This is a genomic window from Rhodococcus sp. 05-2256-B1 (assembly GCF_002258465.1).
Lineage (GTDB): Bacteria > Actinomycetota > Actinomycetes > Mycobacteriales > Mycobacteriaceae > Rhodococcoides > Rhodococcoides fascians.
In genome coordinates this window covers 82,931-106,630 of the sequence record NZ_NOZA01000031.1, presented here as the reverse complement: position 1 = coordinate 106,630, position 23,700 = coordinate 82,931, and the positions used below count along the sequence as shown (strand labels likewise).

Annotated in this window: 25 protein-coding genes; 20 read left to right on the top strand and 5 right to left on the bottom strand. The window is 64.4% G+C overall.

Annotated features, from left to right (window positions below):
* Positions 1-87: 87 nt before the first annotated feature.
* The 4 genes from CH285_RS20470 to CH285_RS20455 all read left to right on the top strand — a co-directional run bounded on the left by CH285_RS20470 (position 88) and on the right by CH285_RS20455 (position 5,471).
* Entirely contained in the window at positions 88-1,056 is a 969-nt protein-coding gene (locus CH285_RS20470) for a bifunctional riboflavin kinase/FAD synthetase (RefSeq protein ID WP_027496763.1), read from the top strand.
* A 136-nt stretch (positions 1,057-1,192) separates the two neighbouring features.
* On the top strand, positions 1,193-1,462 hold the full coding sequence (gene rpsO, locus CH285_RS20465) for a 30S ribosomal protein S15 (RefSeq protein WP_027496764.1): 270 nt from the start codon (positions 1,193-1,195) through the stop codon (positions 1,460-1,462).
* Positions 1,463-1,855: 393 nt separating this feature from the next.
* Positions 1,856-4,117, top strand: a complete 2,262-nt coding sequence (locus CH285_RS20460) for a polyribonucleotide nucleotidyltransferase (RefSeq protein WP_027496765.1) — start codon at positions 1,856-1,858, stop codon at positions 4,115-4,117.
* A gap of 94 nt (positions 4,118-4,211) precedes the next feature.
* Positions 4,212-5,471, top strand: a complete 1,260-nt coding sequence (locus CH285_RS20455) for a M16 family metallopeptidase (protein WP_032390124.1) — start codon at positions 4,212-4,214, stop codon at positions 5,469-5,471.
* On the opposite strand, the gene CH285_RS20450 is transcribed toward CH285_RS20455, so the two are convergent.
* Complete coding sequence (locus CH285_RS20450) at positions 5,452-6,024, bottom strand: TetR/AcrR family transcriptional regulator (protein WP_255032471.1); 573 nt, start codon at positions 6,022-6,024, stop codon at positions 5,452-5,454. The genes CH285_RS20455 and CH285_RS20450 overlap by 20 nt on opposite strands.
* Positions 6,025-6,077: 53 nt before the next feature.
* Between CH285_RS20450 and CH285_RS20445 the strand changes: the two genes are divergently transcribed.
* Entirely contained in the window at positions 6,078-6,752 is a 675-nt protein-coding gene (locus CH285_RS20445) for a lysophospholipid acyltransferase family protein (RefSeq protein ID WP_094643002.1), read from the top strand.
* Between the two features lie 32 nt (positions 6,753-6,784).
* On the opposite strand, the gene CH285_RS20440 is transcribed toward CH285_RS20445, so the two are convergent.
* Together CH285_RS20440 and CH285_RS20435 are read right to left on the bottom strand one after the other, a co-directional pair.
* On the bottom strand, positions 6,785-7,528 hold the full coding sequence (locus CH285_RS20440) for a polyprenol monophosphomannose synthase (protein WP_027496769.1): 744 nt from the start codon (positions 7,526-7,528) through the stop codon (positions 6,785-6,787).
* 86 nt (positions 7,529-7,614) lie between these two features.
* The gene (locus CH285_RS20435) at positions 7,615-8,382 is read right to left on the bottom strand and encodes a 2-phosphosulfolactate phosphatase (protein ID WP_094643001.1); all 768 of its coding nucleotides are present in this window, start codon (positions 8,380-8,382) and stop codon (positions 7,615-7,617) included.
* A 70-nt stretch (positions 8,383-8,452) separates the two neighbouring features.
* Here CH285_RS20435 and CH285_RS20430 point away from each other — a divergent pair, with 70 nt between their 5' ends.
* Together CH285_RS20430 and CH285_RS20425 are read left to right on the top strand one after the other, a co-directional pair.
* Positions 8,453-8,887 carry a hypothetical protein gene (locus CH285_RS20430; RefSeq protein WP_032366446.1) on the top strand — a complete coding sequence of 145 codons (435 nt, stop codon included), beginning with the start codon at positions 8,453-8,455 and terminating at the stop codon, positions 8,885-8,887.
* A gap of 125 nt (positions 8,888-9,012) precedes the next feature.
* Positions 9,013-10,470 (top strand): APC family permease, encoded by a 1,458-nt coding sequence (locus CH285_RS20425; RefSeq protein WP_094643000.1) that lies wholly within the window; start codon positions 9,013-9,015, stop codon positions 10,468-10,470.
* Positions 10,471-10,472: 2 nt separating this feature from the next.
* Here CH285_RS20425 and CH285_RS20420 read toward each other — a convergent pair whose 3' ends face one another.
* Entirely contained in the window at positions 10,473-10,748 is a 276-nt protein-coding gene (locus CH285_RS20420) for a hypothetical protein (protein WP_094642999.1), read from the bottom strand.
* A gap of 100 nt (positions 10,749-10,848) precedes the next feature.
* Between CH285_RS20420 and CH285_RS20415 the strand changes: the two genes are divergently transcribed.
* Both CH285_RS20415 and CH285_RS20410 read left to right on the top strand, forming a co-directional pair.
* Positions 10,849-11,484 (top strand): AMIN-like domain-containing (lipo)protein, encoded by a 636-nt coding sequence (locus CH285_RS20415; RefSeq protein WP_141214967.1) that lies wholly within the window; start codon positions 10,849-10,851, stop codon positions 11,482-11,484.
* Positions 11,485-11,573: 89 nt separating this feature from the next.
* Complete coding sequence (locus CH285_RS20410) at positions 11,574-12,023, top strand: chemotaxis protein CheY (RefSeq protein WP_051365375.1); 450 nt, start codon at positions 11,574-11,576, stop codon at positions 12,021-12,023.
* A 1-nt stretch (position 12,024) separates the two neighbouring features.
* On the opposite strand, the gene CH285_RS20405 is transcribed toward CH285_RS20410, so the two are convergent.
* Complete coding sequence (locus tag CH285_RS20405) at positions 12,025-12,738, bottom strand: aquaporin (RefSeq protein WP_032370827.1); 714 nt, start codon at positions 12,736-12,738, stop codon at positions 12,025-12,027.
* Positions 12,739-13,028: 290 nt separating this feature from the next.
* Here CH285_RS20405 and CH285_RS20400 point away from each other — a divergent pair, with 290 nt between their 5' ends.
* From CH285_RS20400 to nuoK, 11 genes are all read left to right on the top strand, one after another.
* Positions 13,029-13,388 carry an NADH-quinone oxidoreductase subunit A gene (locus CH285_RS20400; RefSeq protein ID WP_027496775.1) on the top strand — a complete coding sequence of 120 codons (360 nt, stop codon included), beginning with the start codon at positions 13,029-13,031 and terminating at the stop codon, positions 13,386-13,388.
* Positions 13,389-13,459: 71 nt separating this feature from the next.
* A complete protein-coding gene (locus tag CH285_RS20395; RefSeq protein ID WP_027496776.1) occupies positions 13,460-14,014 on the top strand; it encodes a NuoB/complex I 20 kDa subunit family protein in 555 nt (184 codons plus the stop codon).
* A complete protein-coding gene (locus tag CH285_RS20390) occupies positions 14,011-14,715 on the top strand; it encodes an NADH-quinone oxidoreductase subunit C (RefSeq protein ID WP_174557255.1) in 705 nt (234 codons plus the stop codon). The genes CH285_RS20395 and CH285_RS20390 overlap by 4 nt, the downstream gene beginning before the upstream one ends.
* Positions 14,715-16,013: an NADH dehydrogenase (quinone) subunit D gene (gene nuoD / locus CH285_RS20385; RefSeq protein ID WP_094642998.1), complete on the top strand. Its 1,299-nt coding sequence runs from the start codon at positions 14,715-14,717 to the stop codon at positions 16,011-16,013. The genes CH285_RS20390 and nuoD overlap by 1 nt, the downstream gene beginning before the upstream one ends.
* On the top strand, positions 16,010-16,906 hold the full coding sequence (gene nuoE / locus CH285_RS20380; RefSeq protein WP_094642997.1) for an NADH-quinone oxidoreductase subunit NuoE: 897 nt from the start codon (positions 16,010-16,012) through the stop codon (positions 16,904-16,906). The genes nuoD and nuoE overlap by 4 nt, the downstream gene beginning before the upstream one ends.
* 1 nt (position 16,907) lies before the next feature.
* A complete protein-coding gene (gene nuoF / locus CH285_RS20375; RefSeq protein ID WP_094642996.1) occupies positions 16,908-18,209 on the top strand; it encodes an NADH-quinone oxidoreductase subunit NuoF in 1,302 nt (433 codons plus the stop codon).
* A complete protein-coding gene (locus CH285_RS20370; protein WP_094622454.1) occupies positions 18,206-20,779 on the top strand; it encodes an NADH-quinone oxidoreductase subunit G in 2,574 nt (857 codons plus the stop codon). Before nuoF ends, CH285_RS20370 begins: the two co-directional genes overlap by 4 nt.
* 26 nt (positions 20,780-20,805) lie before the next feature.
* Positions 20,806-22,086 (top strand): NADH-quinone oxidoreductase subunit NuoH, encoded by a 1,281-nt coding sequence (gene nuoH / locus CH285_RS20365; RefSeq protein ID WP_032391636.1) that lies wholly within the window; start codon positions 20,806-20,808, stop codon positions 22,084-22,086.
* A complete protein-coding gene (gene nuoI / locus CH285_RS20360; protein WP_027496782.1) occupies positions 22,079-22,624 on the top strand; it encodes an NADH-quinone oxidoreductase subunit NuoI in 546 nt (181 codons plus the stop codon). The genes nuoH and nuoI overlap by 8 nt, the downstream gene beginning before the upstream one ends.
* Positions 22,621-23,388, top strand: coding sequence for an NADH-quinone oxidoreductase subunit J (locus CH285_RS20355; RefSeq protein ID WP_032366452.1), 768 nt, complete (start codon positions 22,621-22,623; stop codon positions 23,386-23,388). Before nuoI ends, CH285_RS20355 begins: the two co-directional genes overlap by 4 nt.
* Positions 23,385-23,684 (top strand): NADH-quinone oxidoreductase subunit NuoK, encoded by a 300-nt coding sequence (gene nuoK / locus CH285_RS20350; RefSeq protein WP_032383367.1) that lies wholly within the window; start codon positions 23,385-23,387, stop codon positions 23,682-23,684. The genes CH285_RS20355 and nuoK overlap by 4 nt, the downstream gene beginning before the upstream one ends.
* Positions 23,685-23,700: the final 16 nt, after the last annotated feature.

Sequence of the window (23,700 nt, the reverse complement as noted above, 5' to 3'; positions counted from 1 at the left end):
TGGGGACACCCTTTTGTCCATACCTGCCGCACGCGACACGCCTGTCCGAGGATGACCGAGCGGCCGCCGGGCCGTAGGCTTCGCGGTGTGCAGAGATGGCGAGGTCTCGACGATGTACCTGCCGACTGGGGCCGATGTGTGCTCACGATCGGTGTGTTCGACGGCGTTCACCGCGGACATGCGCAGTTGATCGGTAGAGCAGTGGCCGCAGCTCGGGAACGCGGCGTACCCAGCGTGCTCATGACCTTCGATCCCCACCCGATGGAAGTGGTCCGTCCTGGTAGTCACCCCGCGCAGTTGACGACGTTGACCCGGCGTGCCGAACTGGCCGAGGAACTGGGCATCGACGTGTTCTGTGTCATGCCGTTCACGCCCGAACTGATGAAACTCACCCCCGAGCGATACGTGCACGAGATCCTCATCGAACGCCTGCACGTTGCAGAAGTGGTCGTCGGCGAGAACTTCACCTACGGCAAGAAGGCGCTCGGGACGGTCCCCATGCTGCGCAAGATCGGCGAACGGTCCGGCTTCGCGGTCGACGGAGTCAACCTGTTGGCCGAGCATGCCGTCACGTTCTCGTCCACCTACATCAGGTCGTGCGTGGACGCCGGGGACGTCGCGGCAGCAGCTGCAGCGCTCGGCCGCCCGCATCGCGTCGAGGGTGTCGTCGTGCACGGCGACGGACGCGGCCGTCAAATGGGCTATCCCACAGCCAATGTCGCTCCGCCGATGTACTCGGCCATACCGGCGGACGGGGTCTACGCCGCCTGGTTCACCGTGCTCGGTCCGGGTCCGATCATGGGGACGGTCACTCCGGGGGAGCGGCACCCGGCGGCTGTGTCGGTGGGCACGAATCCCACGTTCTCGGGACGCACCAGGACCGTCGAGGCGTTCGTGCTCGACGGCGAGGGAGACCTCTACGGGCAGCACGTGGCCGTCGACTTCGTCGAGCGACTGCGCGGAATGGAGAAGTTCGATTCCATGGAGGCTCTCGTGGAGGAGATGGGCCGGGACGCCGACCGGGCCCGCTCGATCCTGGCCGCCAGCGCAGCCTGATAGGCTGACTCCTCGGTGTTCGCTGCGGTCCGCGGCGGCTGCACCGGCTTCGATACCGCCCGGATGATCATGCATCGTCCACGGCGGGGCCCGTTGCTTCCTTTCACGCGGACGTCATTGATCAGGAGTAGTACCAGTGGCATTGACCACCGAACAGAAGAAGGCCGTTCTCGGCGAGTACGGCTTGCACCCCACCGACACGGGTTCGCCCGAGGCGCAGGTTGCAATGCTCACCAAGCGCATCGTCGACTTGACCGAGCACCTCAAGATGCACAAGCACGATCACCACTCCCGCCGCGGCCTGTTGCTGCTGGTCGGACGTCGTCGTCGTCTGCTCAAGTACATCGCGAAGGTAGACGTCACTCGCTACCGTTCGCTCATCGAGCGTCTGGGTCTGCGTCGATAATTTCGATCGACGCGAGGATGTTGCCGATGCATGGTTCGACGCGCCGGTGTACACCCGACTCGCAGCAATAGTGCAGTAGCCAACGAGGCAGTGCTTAGACTGTTCCTCGTTGGCTTTCTGTGTTTGTACCGCAACATCAGGATAGTCAGCACGACCAGCGGATACACGGTATCCGCACACCGCCGTGTATGCCTGTCACGCCGTGGTGTCGGTCTTCGGTAGTGGCTTTTCGGATACGAGATCCGGAGGGCTTCGATCGATGGCCGCCTCCGCGCAGCCGCGTCCCGAGACGAACTCTCGGAGATGGACGGCACAGGTATGCCGCCACAGCCAGGAGGGCTGGTGGTGTGTCCGCGCGGGCACGGCAAAGACGAGAGGACGAGAACAGAACACATGTCGGACACCACAACATTGGACGCCGAAGAAGGCGTCTACGAAGCAACAGCGATCATCGACAACGGCTCTTTCGGTAAGCGGAGCATCCGCTTCGAGACGGGTCGCCTCGCACAGCAGGCCGCAGGCGCAGTCGCCGCGTACCTCGACGAGGACACCATGCTGCTGTCGGCAACGACGGCGGGCAAGCACCCCCGTGAGGGATTCGATTTCTTCCCGCTGACGGTCGACGTCGAAGAGCGCATGTACGCCGCGGGCCGTATCCCCGGATCGTTCTTCCGCCGCGAGGGCCGTCCGTCCACCGACGCCATCCTCACCTGCCGCCTGATCGACCGGCCGCTGCGTCCGACGTTCGTCGACGGACTGCGCAACGAGATCCAGGTCGTCATCACGGTCATGAGCCTCAACCCAGCCGATCTGTACGACGTCGTCGCGATCAACGCCGCGTCGGCATCGACCCAGATCGCCGGCCTGCCGTTCTCCGGTCCGATCGGCGGCGTTCGCGTCGCGCTGATCGACAAGCAGTGGGTTGCGTTCCCGACCAACGAGCAGCTCGAGAAGGCCGTGTTCAACATGGTCGTCGCCGGCCGCATCGTCTCCGGCTCCGGTGCCGACGCCGACGTCGCGATCATGATGGTCGAGGCCGAGGCCACCGAGAACGTCATCGAGCTCATCGAGGGCGGCGCTACCGCACCCAACGAGGCAGTTGTCGCCGAGGGCCTCGAGGCCTCGAAGCCCTTCATCGCAGCCCTGTGCACCGCACAGCAGGAGCTCGCGTCCAAGGCCGCCAAGCCGACCGGCGACTACCCGGTCTTCCCGGCGTACCAGAGCGACGTCTTCGAAGCCGTCGAGAACGCCGCGAAGATCCCGCTCAACGAGGCACTGACCATTGCCGGCAAGGCCGAGCGCGAGAACAAGCTCGACGAGGTCAAGGCTCAGGTCCTCACCTCGGTCGGAGACAGCTTCGCCGGCCGCGAGAAGGAGATCGGTGCCGCGTTCCGCGCACTGACCAAGAAGTCGGTTCGCCAGCGCATCCTCACCGATCACTTCCGCATCGACGGCCGCGGCATCACCGACATCCGGTCGTTGTCCGCCGAGGTCGCGATCATCCCGCGTACCCACGGATCGGCTCTGTTCGAGCGCGGCGAGACCCAGATCCTGGGCGTCACCACCCTCGACATGGTCAAGATGGCGCAGCAGGTCGACTCGCTCGGGCCCGAGACGTCCAAGCGCTACATGCACCATTACAACTTCCCGCCGTACTCCACCGGTGAGACCGGCCGCGTCGGTTCGCCGAAGCGTCGCGAGATCGGTCACGGCGCACTCGCCGAGCGCGCTCTGCTGCCGGTTCTGCCCAGCCAGGCAGAGTTCCCGTACGCCATCCGCCAGGTCTCCGAGGCATTGAGCTCCAACGGCTCGACCTCGATGGGCTCGGTCTGCGCATCGACTCTGTCGCTGCTCAATGCCGGTGTGCCGCTGCGTGCCCCGGTTGCCGGTATCGCGATGGGCCTCGTGTCCGACGAGGTCGACGGCGAGACTCGCTACGTCGCCCTCACGGACATCCTCGGTGCCGAGGACGCGTTCGGCGACATGGACTTCAAGGTCGCCGGAACCAAGGACTTCGTCACCGCCCTGCAGCTCGACACCAAGCTCGACGGCATTCCCTCCAAGGTGCTCGCCGGCGCGCTGTCACAGGCGAAGGATGCTCGCACGACGATCCTCGAGGTCATGGCCGAGGCCATCGACACCCCGGACGAGATGAGCCCGTACGCACCTCGCGTCACCGCGATCAAGGTGCCGGTCGACAAGATCGGCGAGGTCATCGGGCCCAAGGGCAAGATGATCAACTCCATCACCGAGCAGACCGGTGCCAACATCTCGATCGAAGATGACGGCACTGTCTACGTCGGTGCAGCGGACGGCCCGTCCGCACAGGCCGCGATCGACATGATCAACGCCATCGCCAACCCGCAGCTGCCGAAGGTCGGCGAGCGATTCCTCGGAACCGTCGTCAAGACAACGGCTTTCGGTGCATTCGTCTCGCTGCTCCCGGGCCGCGACGGACTGGTGCACATCTCGAAGCTCGGTAACGGCAAGCGCATCAACAAGGTCGAGGACGTCGTGAGCGTCGGGTCGAAGTTGCGCGTCGAGATCGCCGATATCGACAACCGCGGCAAGATCAGCCTCGTTCCCGTCGAAGACGACAACGCAGCTGCTCCCGCCGACGCTCCCGAGGCACCCGCCGAGGTCAGCGCTGAGTAAGAAGCAAGCGAGCCGAACGGTACGTCCCCTCGGGACGTACCGTTCGGCCGTTCCAGAGACCAGCGGCACCGACACGGGCGTTCGACGCACGACTCTGCCCGGCGGCCTTCGGGTCGTCACCGAGTTCGTTCCCGGCGTTCGCTCGGCATCGGTCGGTGTGTGGGTCGGCGTCGGCTCGCGCGACGAGCAACCCAGCGTCGCCGGTGCCGCGCACTTCCTCGAACATCTGCTGTTCAAGTCGACGCCGACGCGTAGTGCGCTCGAGATCGCCCAGGTGATGGACGGTGTCGGGGGAGAGCTGAACGCATTCACTTCCAAGGAGAGCACGTGCTTCTACGCGCACGTGCTCGACGAGGACGTCGCGCTCGCGATCGATCTCGTCAGCGATGTGGTGCTTCGTGGTCGGTGTAGATCGGCAGATGTGGACGTCGAGCGTCAGGTGGTCCTCGAAGAGATCTCCATGCGCGACGACGATCCCGAGGATCTCCTGGGAGATGCTTTCCTGGAAGCGATGTTCGGTGATCACCCGATCGGGCGTCCGATCATCGGATCTGTCGAATCCATCGAATCGATGACCCGTTCCCAACTGCATTCGTTCCATGTTCGCCGCTATACGCCGCAACGGATGGTCGTCGCCGTCGCAGGCAACGTCGATCACAAGCAGATCGTGTCGTTGGTACGTCGCGCCTTCGCGGGTCATCTGGAAAAGGGCCTGCGGCCGGCCGAAAGGCGTAGCGGTTCAGCGCGATTGCGGCAGAATCCGACGCTGAGCCTGACCACCCGGGACAGCGAACAGGCGCATCTGTGCCTGGGCGTGCGGGCGTTCGGACGTCACGAGGGACACCGCTGGGCATTGTCGGTACTGAATTCTGCTGTCGGCGGTGGGCTCAGTTCTCGCCTGTTCCAGGAGATCAGGGAAGAGCGCGGACTGGCTTACTCGGTGTACTCCTCGGTGGATACGTTTGCCGACAGCGGGGCGTTCTCGGTGTACGCGGGATGTCAGCCGGAGAACCTGGGCGAGGTCACCACGGTGATTCGCGAGGTGCTCGCCAAGGTTGCGGCCGAGGGCATCACCGATGCCGAGTGCGCTCGCGCCAAGGGTTCGTTGCGCGGTGGATTGGTGCTGGGACTGGAGGATTCGGGTTCTCGGATGAACCGTATCGGTCGCAGCGAACTGAACTACGGCAATCACCGCGACATCACCGACACGTTGGCGCGGATCGACAGTGTCGGCAACGACGAGGTACGCGAGGTAGCGGCCGTGTTGCTCGACCGGCCTTTCGGTGCCGCAGTGGTAGGCCCCTACAAGAACGTCCGCCAGCTGCCGGCGTCGGTCAAGTCCCTGGTCCGGTAGCGTCGGCGATCACGTCGCGCACTGCGCATCGGATCAGGTCCGGCACTGCCGAGGTGTCGGTGATCGGCTCGAACGCTCGAGTGGCGTGGAGCGCCGCAATTCCGTGCACGGAGGTCCACAGTCTCAGTGCTGTGAACTGTGGATTCTCCGGCACGACGGCATCGAGTGTCGAGGTGAGAGCCTCGAACAGGGGTTGCGACTGTCCGCGCAGATTCTCGCCGGAGCCCTCGAGCAGGTCGTGTCGAAAGATGAGCGCGAACATCGCGGGGCGCTGCGCCGCGAACTGCACGTACGCGTGCGCCATCGCATCCAGTGCATCTCGGGGCGAATCCGACTGCTGTGCAGCAGAATTCAGTGCGGTCTCGAGATCGACCAGACCGACTCGGGCCACGGCCGCGGCCAAAGCGCTCAGTGTCGGAAAATACCGTCTCGGTGCGCCGTGCGATACGCCGGCTTCACGCGTGACCGCTCTGATGGTGAGCCCGCCCTGTCCCTCGTTTTCGAGCAGGCGGACGCCTGCGTCCACCAGTCGAGTCCGAAGGTTGTCAGCCACGTAGACATTGTCTACTCTCAGCCGTGACGATGTCCAGCCGAGAGGATCGATCAATGTGGTATCTGCTTTTCAAATATGTGCTGATCGGCCCGATCCTCCGAGTTCTCGGCCGTCCGTCGGTGGTCGGCGCAGGCAATATCCCGAAGACGGGACCGGTGATCATCGCCGGCAACCACCTCACCGTCGTCGACTCGTTCTTTCTCGTCCTCCTGGTTCGTCGCCGAGTCACGTTCATCGCCAAGAGTGAGTACTTCACCGGTAGAGGTGTCAAGGGGGCCGCGCTCCGGTGGTTCTATTCCGCGACGGGCCAAGTCCCGGTCGATCGACGCGGCTCCGCCGCCTCGGAGCCGGCGCTCGAAGCCGCGAAAAGTGTTCTGCGACAGGGGGACATCTGGGCTGTCTATCCGGAAGGCACTCGGTCACCCGACGGCAGACTGTACAAGGGTAAAACCGGTATGGCGCGGGTCGCGATCGAGACCGGTGCTCCCGTCGTGCCGGTGGTCGTCCACGGAACGCTCGGGTTCAATCCGGTGGGTTCGCGGATGTGGAGACCGGCAAAGGTGCGACTGGTCGTCGGCGAACCGATGGACTTCTCCAGATATGCCGGGGGACAATCCAATCGGGTCATCATCCGTGCTGTCACGGATCAGGTCATGGCATCGTTGGCGGACCTGTCGGGTCAGGAGTACGTCGATCTGTACGCCGCCGATGTCAAGGCGGCGTCATGAGCACCGTGGGCCGATGTCGAGATGAGGTGTGCTCAGAGCTTCTTCTTGTTCCGCAACAACTTCCAGGGCACCAAGGCTGATTCGAGCTGGACCGACAGGCTCATCTTCGACTCGCCTTCGCTGCGCTCCTCGAACGTGATCGGTACCTCGGCGAGAGTGAGCCCGTGTTTGACGGTGCGGTAGTTCATCTCGACCTGGAACGCGTACCCGTTGCTCTCCACCGACGCAACGTCGATCGTGCGGAGCGTGCGGGCATGCCATGCCTTGAAGCCGGCGGTGGCGTCCTTGACTCCGAGACGAAGAATCGTGTTCACGTAGAAGTTGGCCCACGCCGACAGCGCCTTGCGGTGCCACGGCCAGTCCGCGGCGACCGAACCGCCGGGGACGTAGCGCGAACCGAGCACGACCGCGGCGTCGGTGCTCTGCAGCTTGTCGATCATCGCCGGAATCACCTCGGTGGGGTGCGACAGATCGGCGTCCATCTGGATCACGATGTCGGCTCCCTCGTCGAGGGCCCGTGTCATGCCGGCCACGTATGCGCGGCCCAGACCGTTCTTCTCGGTGCGGTGCAGAACGGAGACCTCGAGGGGACCGTCGATGGCGAGTTTGTCGGCGATGTCACCGGTTCCGTCGGGGGAATTGTCGTCGACCACGAGAACACCGAGCCCCTCGACCTTCAGCCCGGCCAGCAGTTCGACCAGCTTGGGGAGGTTCTCGCGTTCGTTGTACGTCGGTACAACGACGGTGGTCTTCGGGGCGACTCGTTCCGTACTCACCACCGTATGATCCGTGATTCCGTGTTCCGATCAAAATTTCGGACACGATCGGCCGCGTCGGTGCGGGTTTCGGAGGCCCGATGGGGCTATCGGTGTCGGTGCTCGACGAAGGTATCGCCGCGCAGTATCGGCACGCAGGAACTCGAGTCGACCTCGGCGGCGATGTCGACGTCCTCGGGGTGGCCCATCGCTATGAGCTCCCGCCCCGAGCCGCATCGCCGCAGCTCGGTAGCTATATCCGCTGCGGCAGCGTGCCACGCGGTCGCAGCGACCACCGCCTCGGGGGATGGATCGAACAGGCCGGACTCCACGAGCGGTGCCAGCACGGCTCCGGCACCCCACAAGTCCTCCACTGCGGGCCGCAACGACGAATCGGGCCATCTCTCGCCGGCGGCTATGACGGCAATCACGCTGTGGGGGTGCTCGTCGACGACCCACTGCGCGATCGCGGCGGCGTTGCGGAGCGATGCGCCCACGCACGCGTCGACCCGGGCGGCGAGTGCGTGGGCGATCGTGGAACCGTTCGGCGACGGCAACACGAGTCGACTCGGTGGCGGTGCGGCGGCGCGCACGGTGGCAGGACACAAGCTGACGTCTCCCGGCGTGGCAACCGAACGGCCGACTGCGAGAACGGCGTCGTGTTGCTCGGCCAGGTGGGTGGCACGGTCGTCGCGCCATCGGCTGGGTACGACGTCGATTCCGGCGTCCACCGCCACCGTCAGAGTGGTCGTGAACGACAGGACGTCCACGACGACGGCGATGTCGGCACCGGCGACCACAGCGTCGATCGCGGACAGGCCCCACTCGAAGCGCAATGCGCAGTCGTTCTGAGTGTGGGCGGAGTCGACCGGCATTGCGGAACCGTAACCAACATTGTGTCCGGTGCTACGTTCGGCCCGGACAGCGGAACCAGGGGAGGCGCGGATGCAGCTGGAGATCGACACGAAAGTGATCGTGTTCGCGTCGGGTGTGTTGCTGATGTGGGCGTTGGCGCTCGGAGTGCTCAAGTACCACCAGATGTCCACGTCGAGCGACGGAACCGCGCACCGATACGTCGACATCGCGCATCGGGCAGCGTTGATGTACTCCTTCGCTGCGCTCGTGCTGGCGGCTCTCGCGCACTACAGCGCCTGGCCGACGGTGGTCGACCTGACCGCAGCGGTGGTGGTGCTGGTGTTCTTCGTCGCCGCGATCGCCGGCTACACCGTGCACGGGATCCGGCGAGACACCGAGAATCAGTTCGTCCATCCCGTTCCGGGGACGCACCTGTTCATGCTCGCTCTGATCGTCGGCGAGATCGGCGGGACCGCGGTACTGCTGGCCGGATTTTTCGCCGAACAATTCTTGGGACGGTCCTAGTGTCGCTCGGTCCCGAGGACGGTTGTGACGCAAGGATTTCCGATTTGTCCGGATAACCGACAATCGCGAAAGCAAACACCACCTTTCCTCCGGCGCGGAAACAGTGGATGGCTTAGCGTCGGGAAATGGGAATGTTTCGCACGAAGTCCGTCGACGAGATCGAGAGCGACGTCGACGACGAGGGGTCCGGCAGTCTGCGCAAGCAGCTCGGGTTACGCGACTTGGTCGGTTTCGGGGTCGGCATCGTCATCGGAACCGGCATATTCACGCTCACCGGTGTACAGGCCAAAGAAAATGCCGGCCCGGCGGTCGTGATCTCCTTCGTCATCGCCGGTGTCGTGAGTTTGCTTGCCGCACTGTGTTATGCGGAACTTGCATCGGCCGTGCCGACGGCGGGCAGTGCGTACACGTACGCGTACGCCACCCTGGGGGAGCTGTTCGCGTGGATCATCGGATGGGATTTGATCCTCGAATTCGCTTTGGGTGCTGCCGTTGTCGCTCGAAGCTGGTCCGGCTACCTCGCGGATCTCTTTTCTCTGCCACCCAGCTTGTTCACCGAGGAAGCGCCGGTGAACGTGGGGGCTGTTGCCATCGTCGCGGTGCTGGGCGTCGTTGCCGCTGTGGGAGTCAAGGAGTCGGCGCGAGTGACCAACGTGCTGGTCCTGATCAAGGTCGCCATCTCGGTGTTCATCGTGATCGCCGGCCTGTTCTTCGTCCAGAAGTCGAACCTGGTTCCGTTCGTGCCCGAGTCCGTGCCCGCCGAGGCCGGTGGCTCGACGCTCGATCAGCTCCTGATGCAGGCCGTGGCCGGAATCGCACCCTCGGCGTTCGGATTTGCCGGCGTCGTCACCGCTGCAGCGGTCGTGTTCTTCGCCTACACAGGATTTGAGGCCGTTGCCAATCTCAGTGAAGAAGCCGAGCGGCCCGCCCACGATCTGCCTCGCGCACTGATCGGCACGCTCGTGGCATGCACCTTGCTGTACATGATGGTCGCGTTCGTCGTCACCGGCATGGTGAAATACACCGACCTCGACGACAGTGCTCCCATTGCCAAGGCGTTCGATTCTGTGGGTGCAGGCTGGGCTGGCGTTCTGGTCTCGATAGCGGCCGTGGCGGGTCTGACGTCGGTCATTCTGGTCGAGTTGGTGACCATCTGCCGAATCGGCTTCGCGATGGGCCGGGACGGTTTGCTACCCAAGTCGGTTGCGAAGGTGTCTCCCCGTTTCGGGACTCCGACCCGCTTGACCGTCGGCGTCGTGGTGTTCGTTGCGCTGCTGGGGGCCCTGGTACCGCTGAAGGAGCTGGCCGAGATGGTCAGCATCGGAGCCCTCTTCGCGTTTCTGCTGGTCTCGGCGGCAGTGCCGATCCTGCGTCGGACCAAGCCGGATCTCGAGCGGCCCTTTCGGGTTCCGCTCTCTCCCGTCGTGCCGATTCTGTCCGGGCTCTCGTGCGTCTACCTGATGGCTAACCTGGTGGTGGAGACGTGGATTCGGTTCCTGGTCTGGTTGGCCCTCGGTCTGTTGATCTACTTCGCCTACGGGCGCCGCAACGCGAGGTTGGCGACCGAGGTGGTCGACCGATAGACCTACCGTCGGTCGAGGTAGAGCTCCGCCGTCTCCGTTGCCACGGCCGCGACCGCCGAGGCGAGGCCGGGCTCGAGATCCAGAGCCGTCGCGAGTGGCTCGCCGCGAAGATTCGACGATCGAAGCAACTCCCAGGCCCGCTCGACCAGTTGCACCGAGGTCGGGTGGTCCAATTCCGGTCGGTTTGACCGCAGCGCGGTGGCCGCCCAGTCCGCGTCGAACGTCCCGTTGGGAGGTCCGAACACGCGTTCACCGGACGAATAGCTCGTGGGCTCCATGCTCGACGACGCTAGCAGGATTTGCGGCAGGTGGGACCGTGACCGAACTGCGGCCGATCGACACTATCGAACCGATCGGTTTCATCTGTACGGTGAGTCGATGAGCGAGGGGTATCGCAGGCCTGTGGCGGCCGGGTCGGTCTTAGCGCCACTGCTCGCTGCTGTGCTGCTCGTCGGTTGCTCCGCCGGTGAGGCACCTCGCCCGACGCCCGATGCGTCGTCGTCACCGAACTTCGAGACCGCCACCGGCTCGCTCGTGGTCGGTGACCCGTTCACCGCGCCGACCGCCCCCACCGAAACGGTGCCGCCGGTCGTGCCGGGACTGTCGCTGGAGGGAATTCGTCACCCGTCGGGCTCACCCGTGGCGGTGACGGACGTGGTGTTGCGAGCCTCCTCCGTCGAGTATCGACTGCGCGGCAACGGGCCGGTGTCCTATACGGTGCGCTACGTCGACGAGGCCGTCCGATACGGAACCAGTGAGCCGGTCGCGCTTCCCGGGCGAGCCGTACTCCAGGTCGACATCGCCGGTACCTCGACCGAGCCGGATGTCACCGTCGTTCCGTATGCCGGGCCGGATCGGATTCGCAACGAGCCGGACTCCGCCGTGGTGGCGGTCGACTTCCTGGCCGATGCCGATGGAATCTCACAGTCCTTCGTCGCCGTGGCGTCAGACCGTCCGGACTTCGCGGTGCACAGCACCGAGGAACCGGCCGCCGTGATCGTCACCATCTCCTGAGCTGCCGCCACCCGACGTCGACGACGCGAAAGTACCTCTGCGACGTGCGTTCGGGCCCGGTCCACCGGGGGCCGCGCTACCATCGCGGTGTGTCCGACGCCACAGCGAGAGCAAGTTCGGCAGGTCAGGTGCATGTGCTCGTGTACAGCAGTAACGCGGCCACGCGCGCTCAGGTGATGTCTGCGGTGGGCACCCGGCCCGATCCGGCGCTCGGCGTCGTCGACTTCGTCGAGGTTGCCACCGCGGCCGTGGTCATCGAGCACCTGGACGCGGGTGGAATCGATGTGGCGATCCTCGACGGTGAGTCCTCGCCCGTCGGCGGACTGGGTTTGGCCAAGCAACTCAAGGACGAGATCGACGACTGCCCGCCGGTGCTGGTACTCATCGGACGCCCCGACGACCGGTGGTTGGCCGACTGGTCGCGCGCCGAGGCCGCAGTTCCCCATCCAGTGGATCCGATTCGACTCGGGCGCGCGGTGGTCGATCTGCTGAGGCAGCACTCGGGTCGCGTCGGTGCCAGGGTCTCTCGATCGCGGTAGATCAGACCGTTTTCTCCGATGCGGGCACCGTCAGCACGAACCGGTGGATCGAGCCGGCGACAACAGCTCCGAGCACGGGGAACACCACGAACACCCACAGTTGTGACAGGGCAGGGCCGCCGGCGACGAGGGCGGGGCCGAGGGACCGAGCAGGGTTGACCGAGGTCGAGTCGATTCCGATGCCCAGCAGGTGAACCACGGTCAGGGTGAGGCCGATCGGGATGCCGGCCGCCACGACGGGGTGAACGGTGGGGGCCGTGGTGGCGAGTACGACGAGTACGAGCAGGCCGGTCGCGATCGTCTCGAACACCGCGACCGACGCCAAGCCGTACGCTCCGGGCGAGGAGCTGCCGAATCCGTTGGTGCCCAGACCGTCCGACGACATGTCGTACCCGGGACGGCCCGATGCGACCAACAGTACGACCAGCGCGCCGATCACTGCACCTGCGGCCTGGGCGGCGATGTAGAACGCAGCCTTGATCGGGGTGATGGCGCGAGCTATCAGGGCTCCGATCGTCACGGCCGGGTTGATGTGGCAGCCCGAGATCGGGCCGATCGCGTAGACGAGGGCAAGCAGTGTGAGTCCGAACGCCAGGGCGATGCCCGGGGTTCCGACGGTGTCGCCCGCGATGACGGCGGTGCCGACGCCGAATATCACGAGCAGGGCAGTTCCCAGTCCCTCGGCGGCGAGCGCCGAGACGGAAATCGACTTCATCGTCTCTCCTCAGTGGTGGCGGCAGCCCGGGTCGGGTGGCCGGAAATGTTCGGTGATTGGTCGTCCCTCGCGGTGTGGACCGCATGTGAGGCACGAGTGATGTGGATCACATCAATGATTGGGTCCGAGGGTGGGTGGCCCATGCGCGTCAACGGTTTACGAAACTGGACTGCTCGAAATCCCGCGAGATCTGCACCGAACCCATACTGTGTGGTTCAGGTCACATTGGTACGGCCGTCGCATTTAATTTCGCGGCGGCGCGGTCGTCGATCGAGGGAGCGGATGCCCGAATGAACGCCTACGTTCCGATTCTCGTCCTGGGTGCCGTCGCAGTCGCGTTCGCAGTCTTCTCGGTGATGGTCGGCACGATGGTGGGACCCGCCCGATACAACCGAGCGAAGTTCGACGCGTACGAATGTGGAATCGAACCCACGATGCATGCGCCTACGGGACAACGATTTCCGGTGAAGTTCTATCTCACCGCGATGCTGTTCATCATCTTCGACATCGAGATCGTCTTCCTCTATCCCTGGGCCGTCCACCTCGACGTTCTCGGTGCGTTCGGGCTCGTCGCGATGGCGTTGTTCGTCGTGAACGTGTCGGTGGCCTACGTGTACGAGTGGCGGCGAGGCGGGCTCGGTTGGGACTGACCACACGATCTCGGATACGACGACGGAACGATGCACTGTTCTCATTCTGCGGAAGCGAAAGAGCGTGATCGATGGGACTCGAAGAGAAGCTACCCAGCGGATTCCTGCTGACCACCGTCGAGGGGTTGGCCGGGTACGCACGTAAGGGCTCGCTGTGGCCCGCCACCTTCGGGCTCGCATGTTGTGCCATCGAAATGATGGCCACCACGTCCGGCCGTTTCGATCTCGCGCGATTCGGAATGGAAGCGTTTCGCGCGTCCCCCCGGCAGGCGGATCTGATGATCGTGGCCGGCCGCGTCAGCCAGAAGATGGCTCCGGTGTTGAGGCAGGTCTACGACCAGATGGCAGAACCGAAATGGGTTCTCGCCATGGGTGTCTGTGCATCCTCGGGCGGAATGTTCAACAACTACGCGGTGGTCCAGGGAGTGGACCACATCGTGCCCGTCGACATCTATCTGCCCGGGTGCCCGCCTCGGCCCGAGATGCTGCTCAACGCAATCCTGGAGTTGCACAAAAAGATTCAGCAGATGCCGTTGGGTGTGAACCGGGAACAGGTGCGAGCGGCCGCCGAGGCGGCTGCACTCTCGTCCACCCCGACGATCGATCTGAAGGGTTTGCTCCGATGACGGCGCAGCCGCCGGGTGGGATGTCTCAGCCGCCAGGAAAAATGTCTCAGCGGCCACGCGGGATGTTCGGGGTTCGCGGTAGTGGCGACACGTCGGGCTACGGCCGATTGGTGCCGCCGGCGGCAGCGGAGGACACCGCGACGCGGCCCTACGGCGGCTACTTCGATGCCCTCGTCGATCGGTTGGCCACCGTCCTTCTTGCTGTGAACCCCGTCGCTACGTTCGACGCCGCCGTCGAACGGGTGGTGATTCATCGCGGCGAATTGACGCTGCATCTGGTGCGGGAGTACGTGCCTGCCGTCGCCCAGGCGCTACGGGACGACGAAGAATTGCGATTCGAATTGTGTACCGGCGCATCGGGTGTGCACTATCCGGACCTGATCGGCCGGGAGTTGCACGTTGTGTACCATCTGGTCTCCATCACGCACGGCCGTCGGCTCCGACTCGAAGTTGCCGTCCCCGACGACGATCCACACAGTCCGTCGCTGTGCGGGGTGTATCCCACCAACGACTGGCACGAGCGCGAGGTCTACGACTTCTTCGGCATCGTCTTCGACGGTCATCCTGCATTGACGCGGATCGAGATGCCCGACGACTGGGTCGGTCATCCACAACGCAAGGACTATCCGCTGGGCGGAATTCCCATCGAGTACAAGGGCGCTCGCGTCGCGCCTCCCAACGAGCGCAGGTCGTACAACTGATGAGTGCAACGGACGAAACCATCTACGCGGTCTCCGGACAGGACTGGGACGACGTCGTCGAGTTGGCCCGCGGATCGAGTACCGAGCGGATCGTGGTCAACATGGGCCCGCAGCACCCGTCAACACACGGCGTGCTGCGGTTGATTCTCGAAATCGAGGGCGAGACCGTCACCGAGGCTCGTTGCGGGATCGGGTATCTGCACACGGGAATCGAGAAGAATCTCGAGTACCGAAACTGGACCCAGGGCGTCACGTTCGTCACCCGCATGGACTACCTGTCGCCGTTCTTCAACGAAACCGCATACTGCCTCGGCGTGGAGAAGCTACTGGGTATAACCGACGACATTCCCGAGCGCGCCACGGTGATCCGGGTGATGCTGATGGAGCTGAATCGCATCTCGTCGCATCTCGTCGCATTGGCCACGGGCGGAATGGAATTGGGAGCGGTCACCGCGATGCTGTTCGGGTTCCGTGAGCGCGAGCTGATACTCGACGTCTTCGAGGCCATCACCGGCCTGCGCATGAACCACGCCTACATCCGGCCGGGCGGACTGTCGCAGGACCTACCCGAGGACTCGGTCGGCAGAGTACGTGAGCTCCTTCGCGTGCTGCCGGGACGCCTGCGTGACCTCGAACTCATGCTCAACGACAACCCGATCTGGAAAGCCAGAACCGAGAACGTAGGTTATCTGGATCTCACCGGATGTATGGCGCTGGGCGTCACCGGTCCGGTGCTGCGTTCGACCGGACTGCCCTACGACCTGCGACGGTCCGATCCGTACTGCGGGTACGAGAACTACGAGTTCGACGTGGTGACCGACACCGGATGCGACTGTTACGGGCGATATCTGATTCGCGTCGAAGAAATGAAGGAATCGCTCAAGATCGTCGAACAGACCCTCGACCGCCTGCGTCCCGGGCCGGTCGTCATCGACGACAAGAAGATCGCGTGGCCAGCCGAGCTGGTCTCGGGACCCGATGGCCTTGGCAACTCTCAGGAGCATGTGCGGACCATCATGGACACCTCGATGGAATCGCTGATTCACCACTTCAAACTGGTGACCGAGGGAATGCGGGTCCCGGCCGGCCAGGTGTTGTCCTCGGTGGAGTCGCCGCGAGGGGAGCTCGGGGTACACATCGTCAGCGACGGTGGAACCAGGCCGTACCGAGTGCATTTCAGAGATCCATCCTTCACCAACCTGCAAGCGGTGGCGGCAATGTGCGAGGGCGGAATGATCTCCGACGTCATCGCCGCGGTCGCCAGTATCGACCCGGTGATGGGTGGGGTGGATCGATGACCGCGCAGCCCCAGTCGGAACCGGTTCTGATCCAACTCGGAGCCCGGCCGGACGAACCGGTGCAACTGGCCACGCCGGGTGCACGAACGTCGTATCCCGCCGAGGTGCTCGCCCGGCTGCACGCCGACGCCGAGGTCGTCGTTGCGCGCTATCCGCAGGCCAGATCGGCCCTGCTGCCGCTGCTCCATCTCGTGCAAGCCGAGGACGGCTGTCTCACGCCCGCTGGAATCGAATTCTGCTCGGAGGTACTCGAACTCACCGGGGCGGAGGTGACTGCAGTCGCGACCTTCTACTCGATGTATCGACGCGAACCCACCGGGACGTACCGCGTCGGCGTGTGCACCAACACGCTGTGTGCTGTCATGGGCGGCGACGCCATCATGGACGCGCTGCGTGATCACCTGGACGTCGAGCACGGAGGTACCACCGCCGACGGCACGATCACCCTGGAACATATCGAGTGCAATGCCGCATGCGATTACGCCCCGGTGATGATGGTCAATTGGGAGTTCTTCGACAACAGCACCCCGTCGTCTGCGCGGGATCTGGTCGATGCACTTCGATCCGGCACCCAGGTCACTCCGACGCGTGGAGCACCGTTGTGCACGTTCCGCGAGACCGAGCGGATTCTCGCCGGATTTTCCGACTATCGGCCCGAGGCACTCGAAGCGACCGGTAGTGCAGGCGATGCCACCCTGGCCGGACTGCGATACGCGCGCGAACACGCGATGTCGGCACCCGAGGCCGGGGCACGACCGAACGACGATCACCCGGACGTCGGAGCCGCGGCCGCACCGGAGACGGTGCGAGACAAGCCCGCACCGGCACCCTCGGCGACCGTGCCACCACAACCGAACACCACCGAGACCGATCCACCGACGAAGGGAGCGTGACATGGCCCTGACGCCGGTGTTGAGCGAGTTCTGGGACGAAAAGAATTCCTGGACGCTCGACGTCTACCGCAGCCACGACGGATACCGCGGGCTCGAGAAGGCCCTCGCGATGGACCCCGACGACCTCATCGCCTTCGTCAAGGACTCCGGATTACGCGGTCGCGGCGGCGCAGGATTTCCGACCGGAACGAAGTGGAGCTTCATCCCGCAGAACGACGGTAAAGAGCATTGTCTGGTGGTCAATGCCGACGAGTCCGAGCCGGGTACCTGCAAGGACATGCCACTGCTGATGGCGAGCCCGCACACGCTGGTCGAAGGAATAGTGATCGCCGCGTACGCAATTCGCGCATCCCATGCATTCGTGTACGTCCGCGGCGAGGTAGTGCCGGTGCTACGCAGGCTGCAGGCTGCGGTCGCCGAGGCCTACGCGGCGGGCTATCTGGGAAAGGGTGTTCTCGGAACGAAATTCGACTTGGAGTTGGTGATCCACGCCGGAGCCGGCGCGTACATCTGCGGCGAGGAAACAGCCCTCCTCGACTCGTTGGAAGGTCGGCGCGGACAACCTCGGCTGCGGCCACCGTTCCCCGCAGTGGCGGGCCTCTACGCACGCCCGACTGTGGTGAACAACGTCGAATCGATTGCCAGCGTTCCAGTGATCCTGCGCAAAGGAATCGACTGGTTCCGATCGATGGGTAGCGAGAAGTCACCCGGCTTCACGCTGTACTCCATCTCGGGCCACGTCTGCCGTCCAGGCCAGTACGAGGCACCGTTGGGGATCACGCTGCGGGAGTTGCTCGGCTACGCGGGCGGGATCAGACCGGGACACGAACTGAAGTTCTGGACGCCGGGAGGATCCTCGACGCCGATGTTCACCGGCGAGCATCTCGATGTTCCACTCGACTACGAGGGCGTCGGTGCCGCCGGATCGATGCTGGGCACCAAGGCCTTGCAAATATTCGACGAGACGACCTGCGTGGTGCGAGCGGTGCTGCGCTGGACCGAGTTCTACGCACACGAATCCTGCGGCAAATGCACACCGTGCCGGGAGGGCACGTATTGGCTGGTGCAAATTCTGCGTCGCCTCGACGGTGGAACCGGTACCGAGGCCGACCTGACGACCTTGCTCGACATCGCCGACGGCATCGCCGGAAAGTCCTTCTGCGCGTTGGGAGACGGTGCTGCCAGCCCGATCGTGTCTTCGCTGAAGTACTTCCGTGACGAATACATCCGTCACGTCACCGAGCAGGGATGCCCATTCGATCCACACCGATCGACCCTGATGGCAGAGGAGCTGACGTCATGACTGCAGCAGCACATGGTCGTTCCGCGGGCTCCACTCCTGCATCTTCGGGTCGTTCCGCGGGCTCCACTCCTGCCAGCCCTGAGCAGTCGGTCGCCCCAGTAGAGATGGTGACACTGACCATCGACGACCACGAGATCAGTGTTCCCAAGGGCACGTTGGTGATTCGCGCGGCCGAGTTGATGGGCGTACAGATTCCGCGATTCTGCGATCATCCGCTGCTCGATCCGGTGGGCGCCTGCCGCCAATGTCTGGTCGATGTCGAGGGGCAACGCAAGCCGTTGGCGTCCTGTACGACGACCGTGGCCGAGGGCATGGTGGTGCGCACTCAGGTGACGTCGGAGGTCGCGGGCAAAGCGCAACGTGGCGTCATGGAATTGCTGCTGATCAATCATCCTCTCGATTGCCCGGTGTGCGACAAGGGCGGTGAGTGTCCACTGCAGAATCAGGCGATGGCCGCGGGTCGCACCGAGTCCAGGTTCACCGAGACCAAACGCACGTATCCCAAACCGATTCCGTTGTCGGCCGAGGTTCTGCTCGATCGCGAACGCTGTGTCCTGTGCGCTCGATGTACTCGCTTCGCGGCGCAGGTTGCCGGTGATCCATCCATCGAGCTGCTCGAACGCGGTGCCGTGCAACAGGTCGGCATCTTCGGCACCGAGCCGTTCGACTCCTACTTCTCGGGAAACACCGTCCAGATCTGCCCCGTGGGTGCACTGACGAACACCGAGTATCGGTTCCGAGCGCGCCCGTACGATCTGACGTCCTCGCCGAGCGTGTGCGAACACTGCGCAGGAGGCTGTGCGCAACGCACGGATCATCGTCGTGGCAAGGTCCTCCGCCGGTTGGCTGGTGACGATCCCCAGGTCAACGAAGAGTGGAACTGCGACAAGGGCCGGTGGGCATTCAAGTACGCCAGCGAGCCGGACCGCATCGGCGCACCGATGGTCAGAGACGAATCGGGGGCTCTGGTCGAGACGTCCTGGTCGGCCGCATTGGCGGCGGCGGCAACGGGACTGGCTGCGTCGATCGGGAACGCTGCGGTACTCGTGGGCGGAAGATCGACTGTCGAAGACTCCTACGCATACGCCAAGTTCGCGCGAACAGTGCTGCACACCAACGACATCGACTTCCGCAACCGTGCTCACAGCGCCGAGGAAGCGGAGTTCCTGGCCGGTCGTATCGCGGCGACGGGGCTGGGCGTGACCTACTCGGATCTCGAAAACGCTCCTGTGGTGTTGATGGTGGGGTTCGAGCCCGAAGAAGAGTCACCGCTGATGTTCCTCAGGTTGCGCAAGGCGCGCCGGACCCGCGGCGTGGTCGTGGCGTCCATCGCATCCTGGGCCAGCCGCGGTCTGCGCAAGCTCGACGGGGTGCTCCTGCAGTCGATTCCCGGCGAGGAACCACAGTGGCTCGACGCACTGCACGTGGGTGACCGCGGTACCGAATCGATCGCCCAGCTCCTCCGGAGCCCTGGAGCGATCGTGCTCGTGGGCGAGCGGCTCGGTTCCGTTCCCGGTGCATTGTCCGCAGCGTCGAAGTTGGCCGACGACACCGGAGCGAACCTGGCATGGATTCCGCGACGGGCAGGAGAGCGCGGTGCCCTCGACGCAGGCACGTTGCCGAACCTGCTGCCGGGCGGGCGGCCCGTCGCCGACGCCGCCGCCCGCGCCGAGGTGGCAGCCGTGTGGGGAGTGACAGAACTGCCTACGGACGCGGGCCGAGATACCGCGGCGATACTGGCGGATGCCGGGCCTGACCGCGCCCTGATCACCGCAGGGATCGACCCGGACGATCTGCCCGATCCGCAGGGTGCGCTCGACGCGGTGGACCGATCGGCATTCGTGGTCAGCCTCGAACTACGCCACAGCGCCGTCACCGAGCGGGCCGACGTGGTGTTTCCGGTGGCACCGGTGGTCGACAAGCCCGGAACCTTCGTCGACTGGGAGGGCAGGCCTCGCACGTTCGACACGGCACTCGGTGCCGGCGCAGTATTGCCCGACCAACGCGTTCTCGACGCCATTGCCGCGCAGATGGGAGTCGAACTGTCGCTACCCGACGCGGCGGCGGCGCGCGGCGAGTTGGCACGGCTGGGAGCCTGGAGCGGATCACGGATTCCTGTGGCCCGAGTGGCACCACGGCGAGATATGCCGACGCTCTCCATCGGCCAGGCAATTCTGGCCACCTGGCGAATGCTCATCGATTCGGGACGGATGCAGGACGGCGAGGACAATCTCGCGCAGACCGGCCGGGCACCCGTGATCAGGCTGTCCGAGACGACGGCGTCGAGCATCGAAGCGTCGCCCGGCGACCTGGTCAGGGTCGAGACGGGCCGGGGCTCGATCACGTTGCCACTGAAAGTCACCGATCTACCCGACAACGTGGTGTGGGTGCCGATGAACTCACCGGGGTCTTCGGTGTACGGCTCACTCGGCGCGGAGTCGGGTGCGGTGGTGAGGATTCGCAGGGATCAGCCCGCGGAGCGACCTGAGGGTGCAGGAGTGGAGCCTGCGGAACGACCCATGGGTGCGGGAGTGGAGCCTGCGGAACGACCCGGGGGTGGTGCATCGTGATTGCCGCAGCGCCGACCGATCTGTCGATGTTCGGCACCGATCCGTGGTGGCTGGTGGTCGGCAAGGCCCTGGCGGTCTTCGTTTTTCTGGTGCTCACACCGCTCGTGGCCATCTATGCCGAACGCAAGATCATGGCGTGGATGCAGATGCGCGTCGGGCCCAATCGGGTGGGTCCGTGGGGACTGTTGCAGTCTCTGATGGACGGGATCAAGCTCGCTCTGAAAGAGGGAATCACTCCGACCGGCGTCGACAAGCCGATTTACATTCTGGCTCCGATCATTTCGGTGGTCCCTGCCTTCATGGCCTTCGCGGTGATTCCGTTCGGTCCCGAGGTGTCGGTGTTCGGCACTACGACTCCGCTTCAGATGACCGACCTGCCGGTGGGGGTTCTGTACATCCTCGCGGTCACCTCGGTGGGTGTGTACGGGATCGTCCTGGCCGGTTGGGCGTCGAGTTCGACGTATCCGTTGCTGGGTGCACTGCGTTCGACGGCTCAGGTCATTTCCTACGAGGTTGCGATGGGGCTTTCGTTCGCTGCGGTGTTCCTGTACGCGGGCACCATGTCGACGTCCGGAATCGTTGGTGCGCAACAGAACACCTGGTACGTGTTCCTGTTGTTGCCGTCGTTTCTGGTGTACGTGACGGCGATGGTGGGTGAAACCAACCGCGCGCCGTTCGACTTGCCCGAGGCCGAGGGGGAGTTGGTGGGCGGGTTCCACACCGAATATTCCTCCTTGCGTTTCGCGATGTTCATGCTTGCCGAGTACATCAACATGGTCACGGTGTCGGCGCTCGCGACCACGTTGTTCCTGGGTGGCTGGCGGGCTCCGATTCCGTTGAGTCTGTGGAGCGGTGCCAATTCCGGGTGGTGGCCGGTGCTGTGGTTCGTCGCCAAGGTGTGGGTGTTCCTGTTCGTCTTCATCTGGTTGCGGTCGACGTTGCCGCGATTGCGTTACGACCAGTTCATGAACTTCGGCTGGAAGATCCTCATTCCCGTCGCTCTGATCTGGGTGATGGTGATCGCGACGGTGCGGGTTCTGGGGGCCGGGCGATACGACGTACCTCTGGTCACATTCGTGGTGTCGACGATCTTTGCAGTCGCCGTCCTGGGTTCGCTGCTGCTCTTACTGCGCCGCCGCGCGCGCACACGAAACCTGCCGCCTGCTGCACCCGTCGCACCGTTCGACGCTGCGGCGGGCGGGTTTCCCGTACCTCCCATTCCGAAGCAGGGCACGAACATCGCGAGCCGGCACGCCGGCGCACGGTCCACCGTGGCCGCGTCCCAGAAGGAGAACGCCGATGCCTGAATTCCTCGGTCCTATAGCAGGTTTCGGTGTCACCTTCGCCACCATGTTCAAAAAGCCCGAAACCGAGCTGTATCCGGAGGAGAAGAAGCCGACCGAGATGCGCTATCACGGCCGCCATCAGCTCAACAGGTACGCCGACGGGCTCGAGAAGTGCATCGGTTGCGAACTCTGTGCGTGGGCCTGCCCGGCCGACGCGATCTATGTCGAAGGTGCCGACAACACCGAGACCGAACGGTTTTCGCCGGGCGAGCGATACGGCGGGGTCTACCAGATCAACTATCTCCGGTGCATCGGCTGCGGACTGTGTGTCGAGGCCTGTCCCACACGGGCTCTGACGATGACCAACGAATACGAACTGGCCGGTGACAACAGAGCCGACCTGATCTACGAGAAGGATTCGCTGCTGGCACCGCTGGAGCCGGACATGGTGCCGCCGCCGCACGCGATGGCACCGGGGCGTTCGGCAGAGGACTACTACCGCGGTGCCGTCACCGGTGCCGAGAGCGAGGCCGACACCGATCGAGGGCCGGTTCGATGACTGCCACCGTTCAGCTCGCGCTCGAGGCAACCTCCACCGGCGAGGCCGTGCAGTTCTGGACCCTCGGTGTCGTTGCGGTCATCGGTGCACTGGGTGTGGTGATGAGCACGAAGGCCGTCTACTCGGCACTGTTCCTCGCGGCCACCATGGTGGTTCTCGCTACCTTCTACATGGCCCAAGGGGCCCTGTTTCTCGGTGTCGTGCAGATCGTCGTCTACACCGGCGCGGTCATGATGCTGTTTCTGTTCGTCCTGATGCTCGTCGGCGTCGATACCTCGGAGTCGTTGACCGAGACACTGCGCGGGCACCGTATCGCGGCCGTTGTCATCGGAATCGGCTTCGGGCTGTTGATCATCGGGGTGCTGCTGCGCGACTCGGCCCGCGCCGGGCGACTCGATTTCGCCGGACTCGACGCGGCCAACTCCACCGGAAACGTAGAAGGCCTGGCCGAGCTGATCTTCGTCGAGTACGTCTGGGCGTTCGAGCTGACCGGCGCGCTGTTGATCACGGCCACCATCGGGGCGATGATTCTGGCGCACCGGGAGGCTCTGGGACCGGTGAAGGGTCAGCGGGAGATGTCGCAGGACCGGTTCCGTGACGGCTCCAGGGTGACGCCGCTGCCGAGCCCCGGTGTGTTCGCTCGTCACAACGGCGTCGATCGACGGGCTCTGCTCCCGGACGGAAGCGAGTCGGACTCGTCCGTCAACGCACTGTTCGCCGATCGAGGCATCGAGTACAAGGTGGACGGGGGTGACACGCGATGAATCCAGAAAATTACCTCTACCTGTCGGTTCTGCTGTTCACGATCGGCGCAGCGGGCGTCATCGTCAGGCGCAACGCCATCATCGTGTTCATGTGCATCGAATTGATGCTCAACGCAGTCAATCTCGCGTTCGTCACGTTCTCTCGCATGCACGGCAATCTCGACGGCCAATTGTTCGCGTTCTTCACCATGGTGGTCGCTGCAGCCGAGGTGGTGGTGGGCCTGGCGATCATCATGGCCATCTTCCGTTCTCGTCGCTCGATCTCGATGGACGAGAACAATCTGATGAAGAACTGACGGGGGAGCAGAAACG

Excerpts from the sequence above, each read along its gene's own strand:
- CH285_RS20400 (WP_027496775.1), top strand. The coding sequence starts at position 13,029 with ATGAACGCCTACGTTCCGATTCTCGTCCTGGGTGCCGTCGCAGTCGCG.
- CH285_RS20425 (WP_094643000.1), top strand. The coding sequence starts at position 9,013 with ATGGGAATGTTTCGCACGAAGTCCGTCGACGAGATCGAGAGCGACGTC.
- CH285_RS20405 (WP_032370827.1), bottom strand. The coding sequence starts at position 12,738 with ATGAAGTCGATTTCCGTCTCGGCGCTCGCCGCCGAGGGACTGGGAACT.
- CH285_RS20395 (WP_027496776.1), top strand. The coding sequence starts at position 13,460 with ATGGGACTCGAAGAGAAGCTACCCAGCGGATTCCTGCTGACCACCGTC.
- nuoF (WP_094642996.1), top strand. The coding sequence starts at position 16,908 with ATGGCCCTGACGCCGGTGTTGAGCGAGTTCTGGGACGAAAAGAATTCC.
- CH285_RS20460 (WP_027496765.1), top strand. The coding sequence starts at position 1,856 with ATGTCGGACACCACAACATTGGACGCCGAAGAAGGCGTCTACGAAGCA.
- CH285_RS20415 (WP_141214967.1), top strand. The coding sequence starts at position 10,849 with ATGAGCGAGGGGTATCGCAGGCCTGTGGCGGCCGGGTCGGTCTTAGCG.
- CH285_RS20370 (WP_094622454.1), top strand. The coding sequence starts at position 18,206 with ATGACTGCAGCAGCACATGGTCGTTCCGCGGGCTCCACTCCTGCATCT.
- CH285_RS20430 (WP_032366446.1), top strand. The coding sequence starts at position 8,453 with ATGCAGCTGGAGATCGACACGAAAGTGATCGTGTTCGCGTCGGGTGTG.
- nuoD (WP_094642998.1), top strand. The coding sequence starts at position 14,715 with ATGAGTGCAACGGACGAAACCATCTACGCGGTCTCCGGACAGGACTGG.
- nuoE (WP_094642997.1), top strand. The coding sequence starts at position 16,010 with ATGACCGCGCAGCCCCAGTCGGAACCGGTTCTGATCCAACTCGGAGCC.
- nuoH (WP_032391636.1), top strand. The coding sequence starts at position 20,806 with ATGTTCGGCACCGATCCGTGGTGGCTGGTGGTCGGCAAGGCCCTGGCG.
- CH285_RS20390 (WP_174557255.1), top strand. The coding sequence starts at position 14,011 with ATGACGGCGCAGCCGCCGGGTGGGATGTCTCAGCCGCCAGGAAAAATG.
- CH285_RS20435 (WP_094643001.1), bottom strand. The coding sequence starts at position 8,382 with ATGCCGGTCGACTCCGCCCACACTCAGAACGACTGCGCATTGCGCTTC.
- nuoI (WP_027496782.1), top strand. The coding sequence starts at position 22,079 with ATGCCTGAATTCCTCGGTCCTATAGCAGGTTTCGGTGTCACCTTCGCC.
- nuoK (WP_032383367.1), top strand. The coding sequence starts at position 23,385 with ATGAATCCAGAAAATTACCTCTACCTGTCGGTTCTGCTGTTCACGATC.
- CH285_RS20355 (WP_032366452.1), top strand. The coding sequence starts at position 22,621 with ATGACTGCCACCGTTCAGCTCGCGCTCGAGGCAACCTCCACCGGCGAG.
- CH285_RS20445 (WP_094643002.1), top strand. The coding sequence starts at position 6,078 with ATGTGGTATCTGCTTTTCAAATATGTGCTGATCGGCCCGATCCTCCGA.
- CH285_RS20420 (WP_094642999.1), bottom strand. The coding sequence starts at position 10,748 with ATGGAGCCCACGAGCTATTCGTCCGGTGAACGCGTGTTCGGACCTCCC.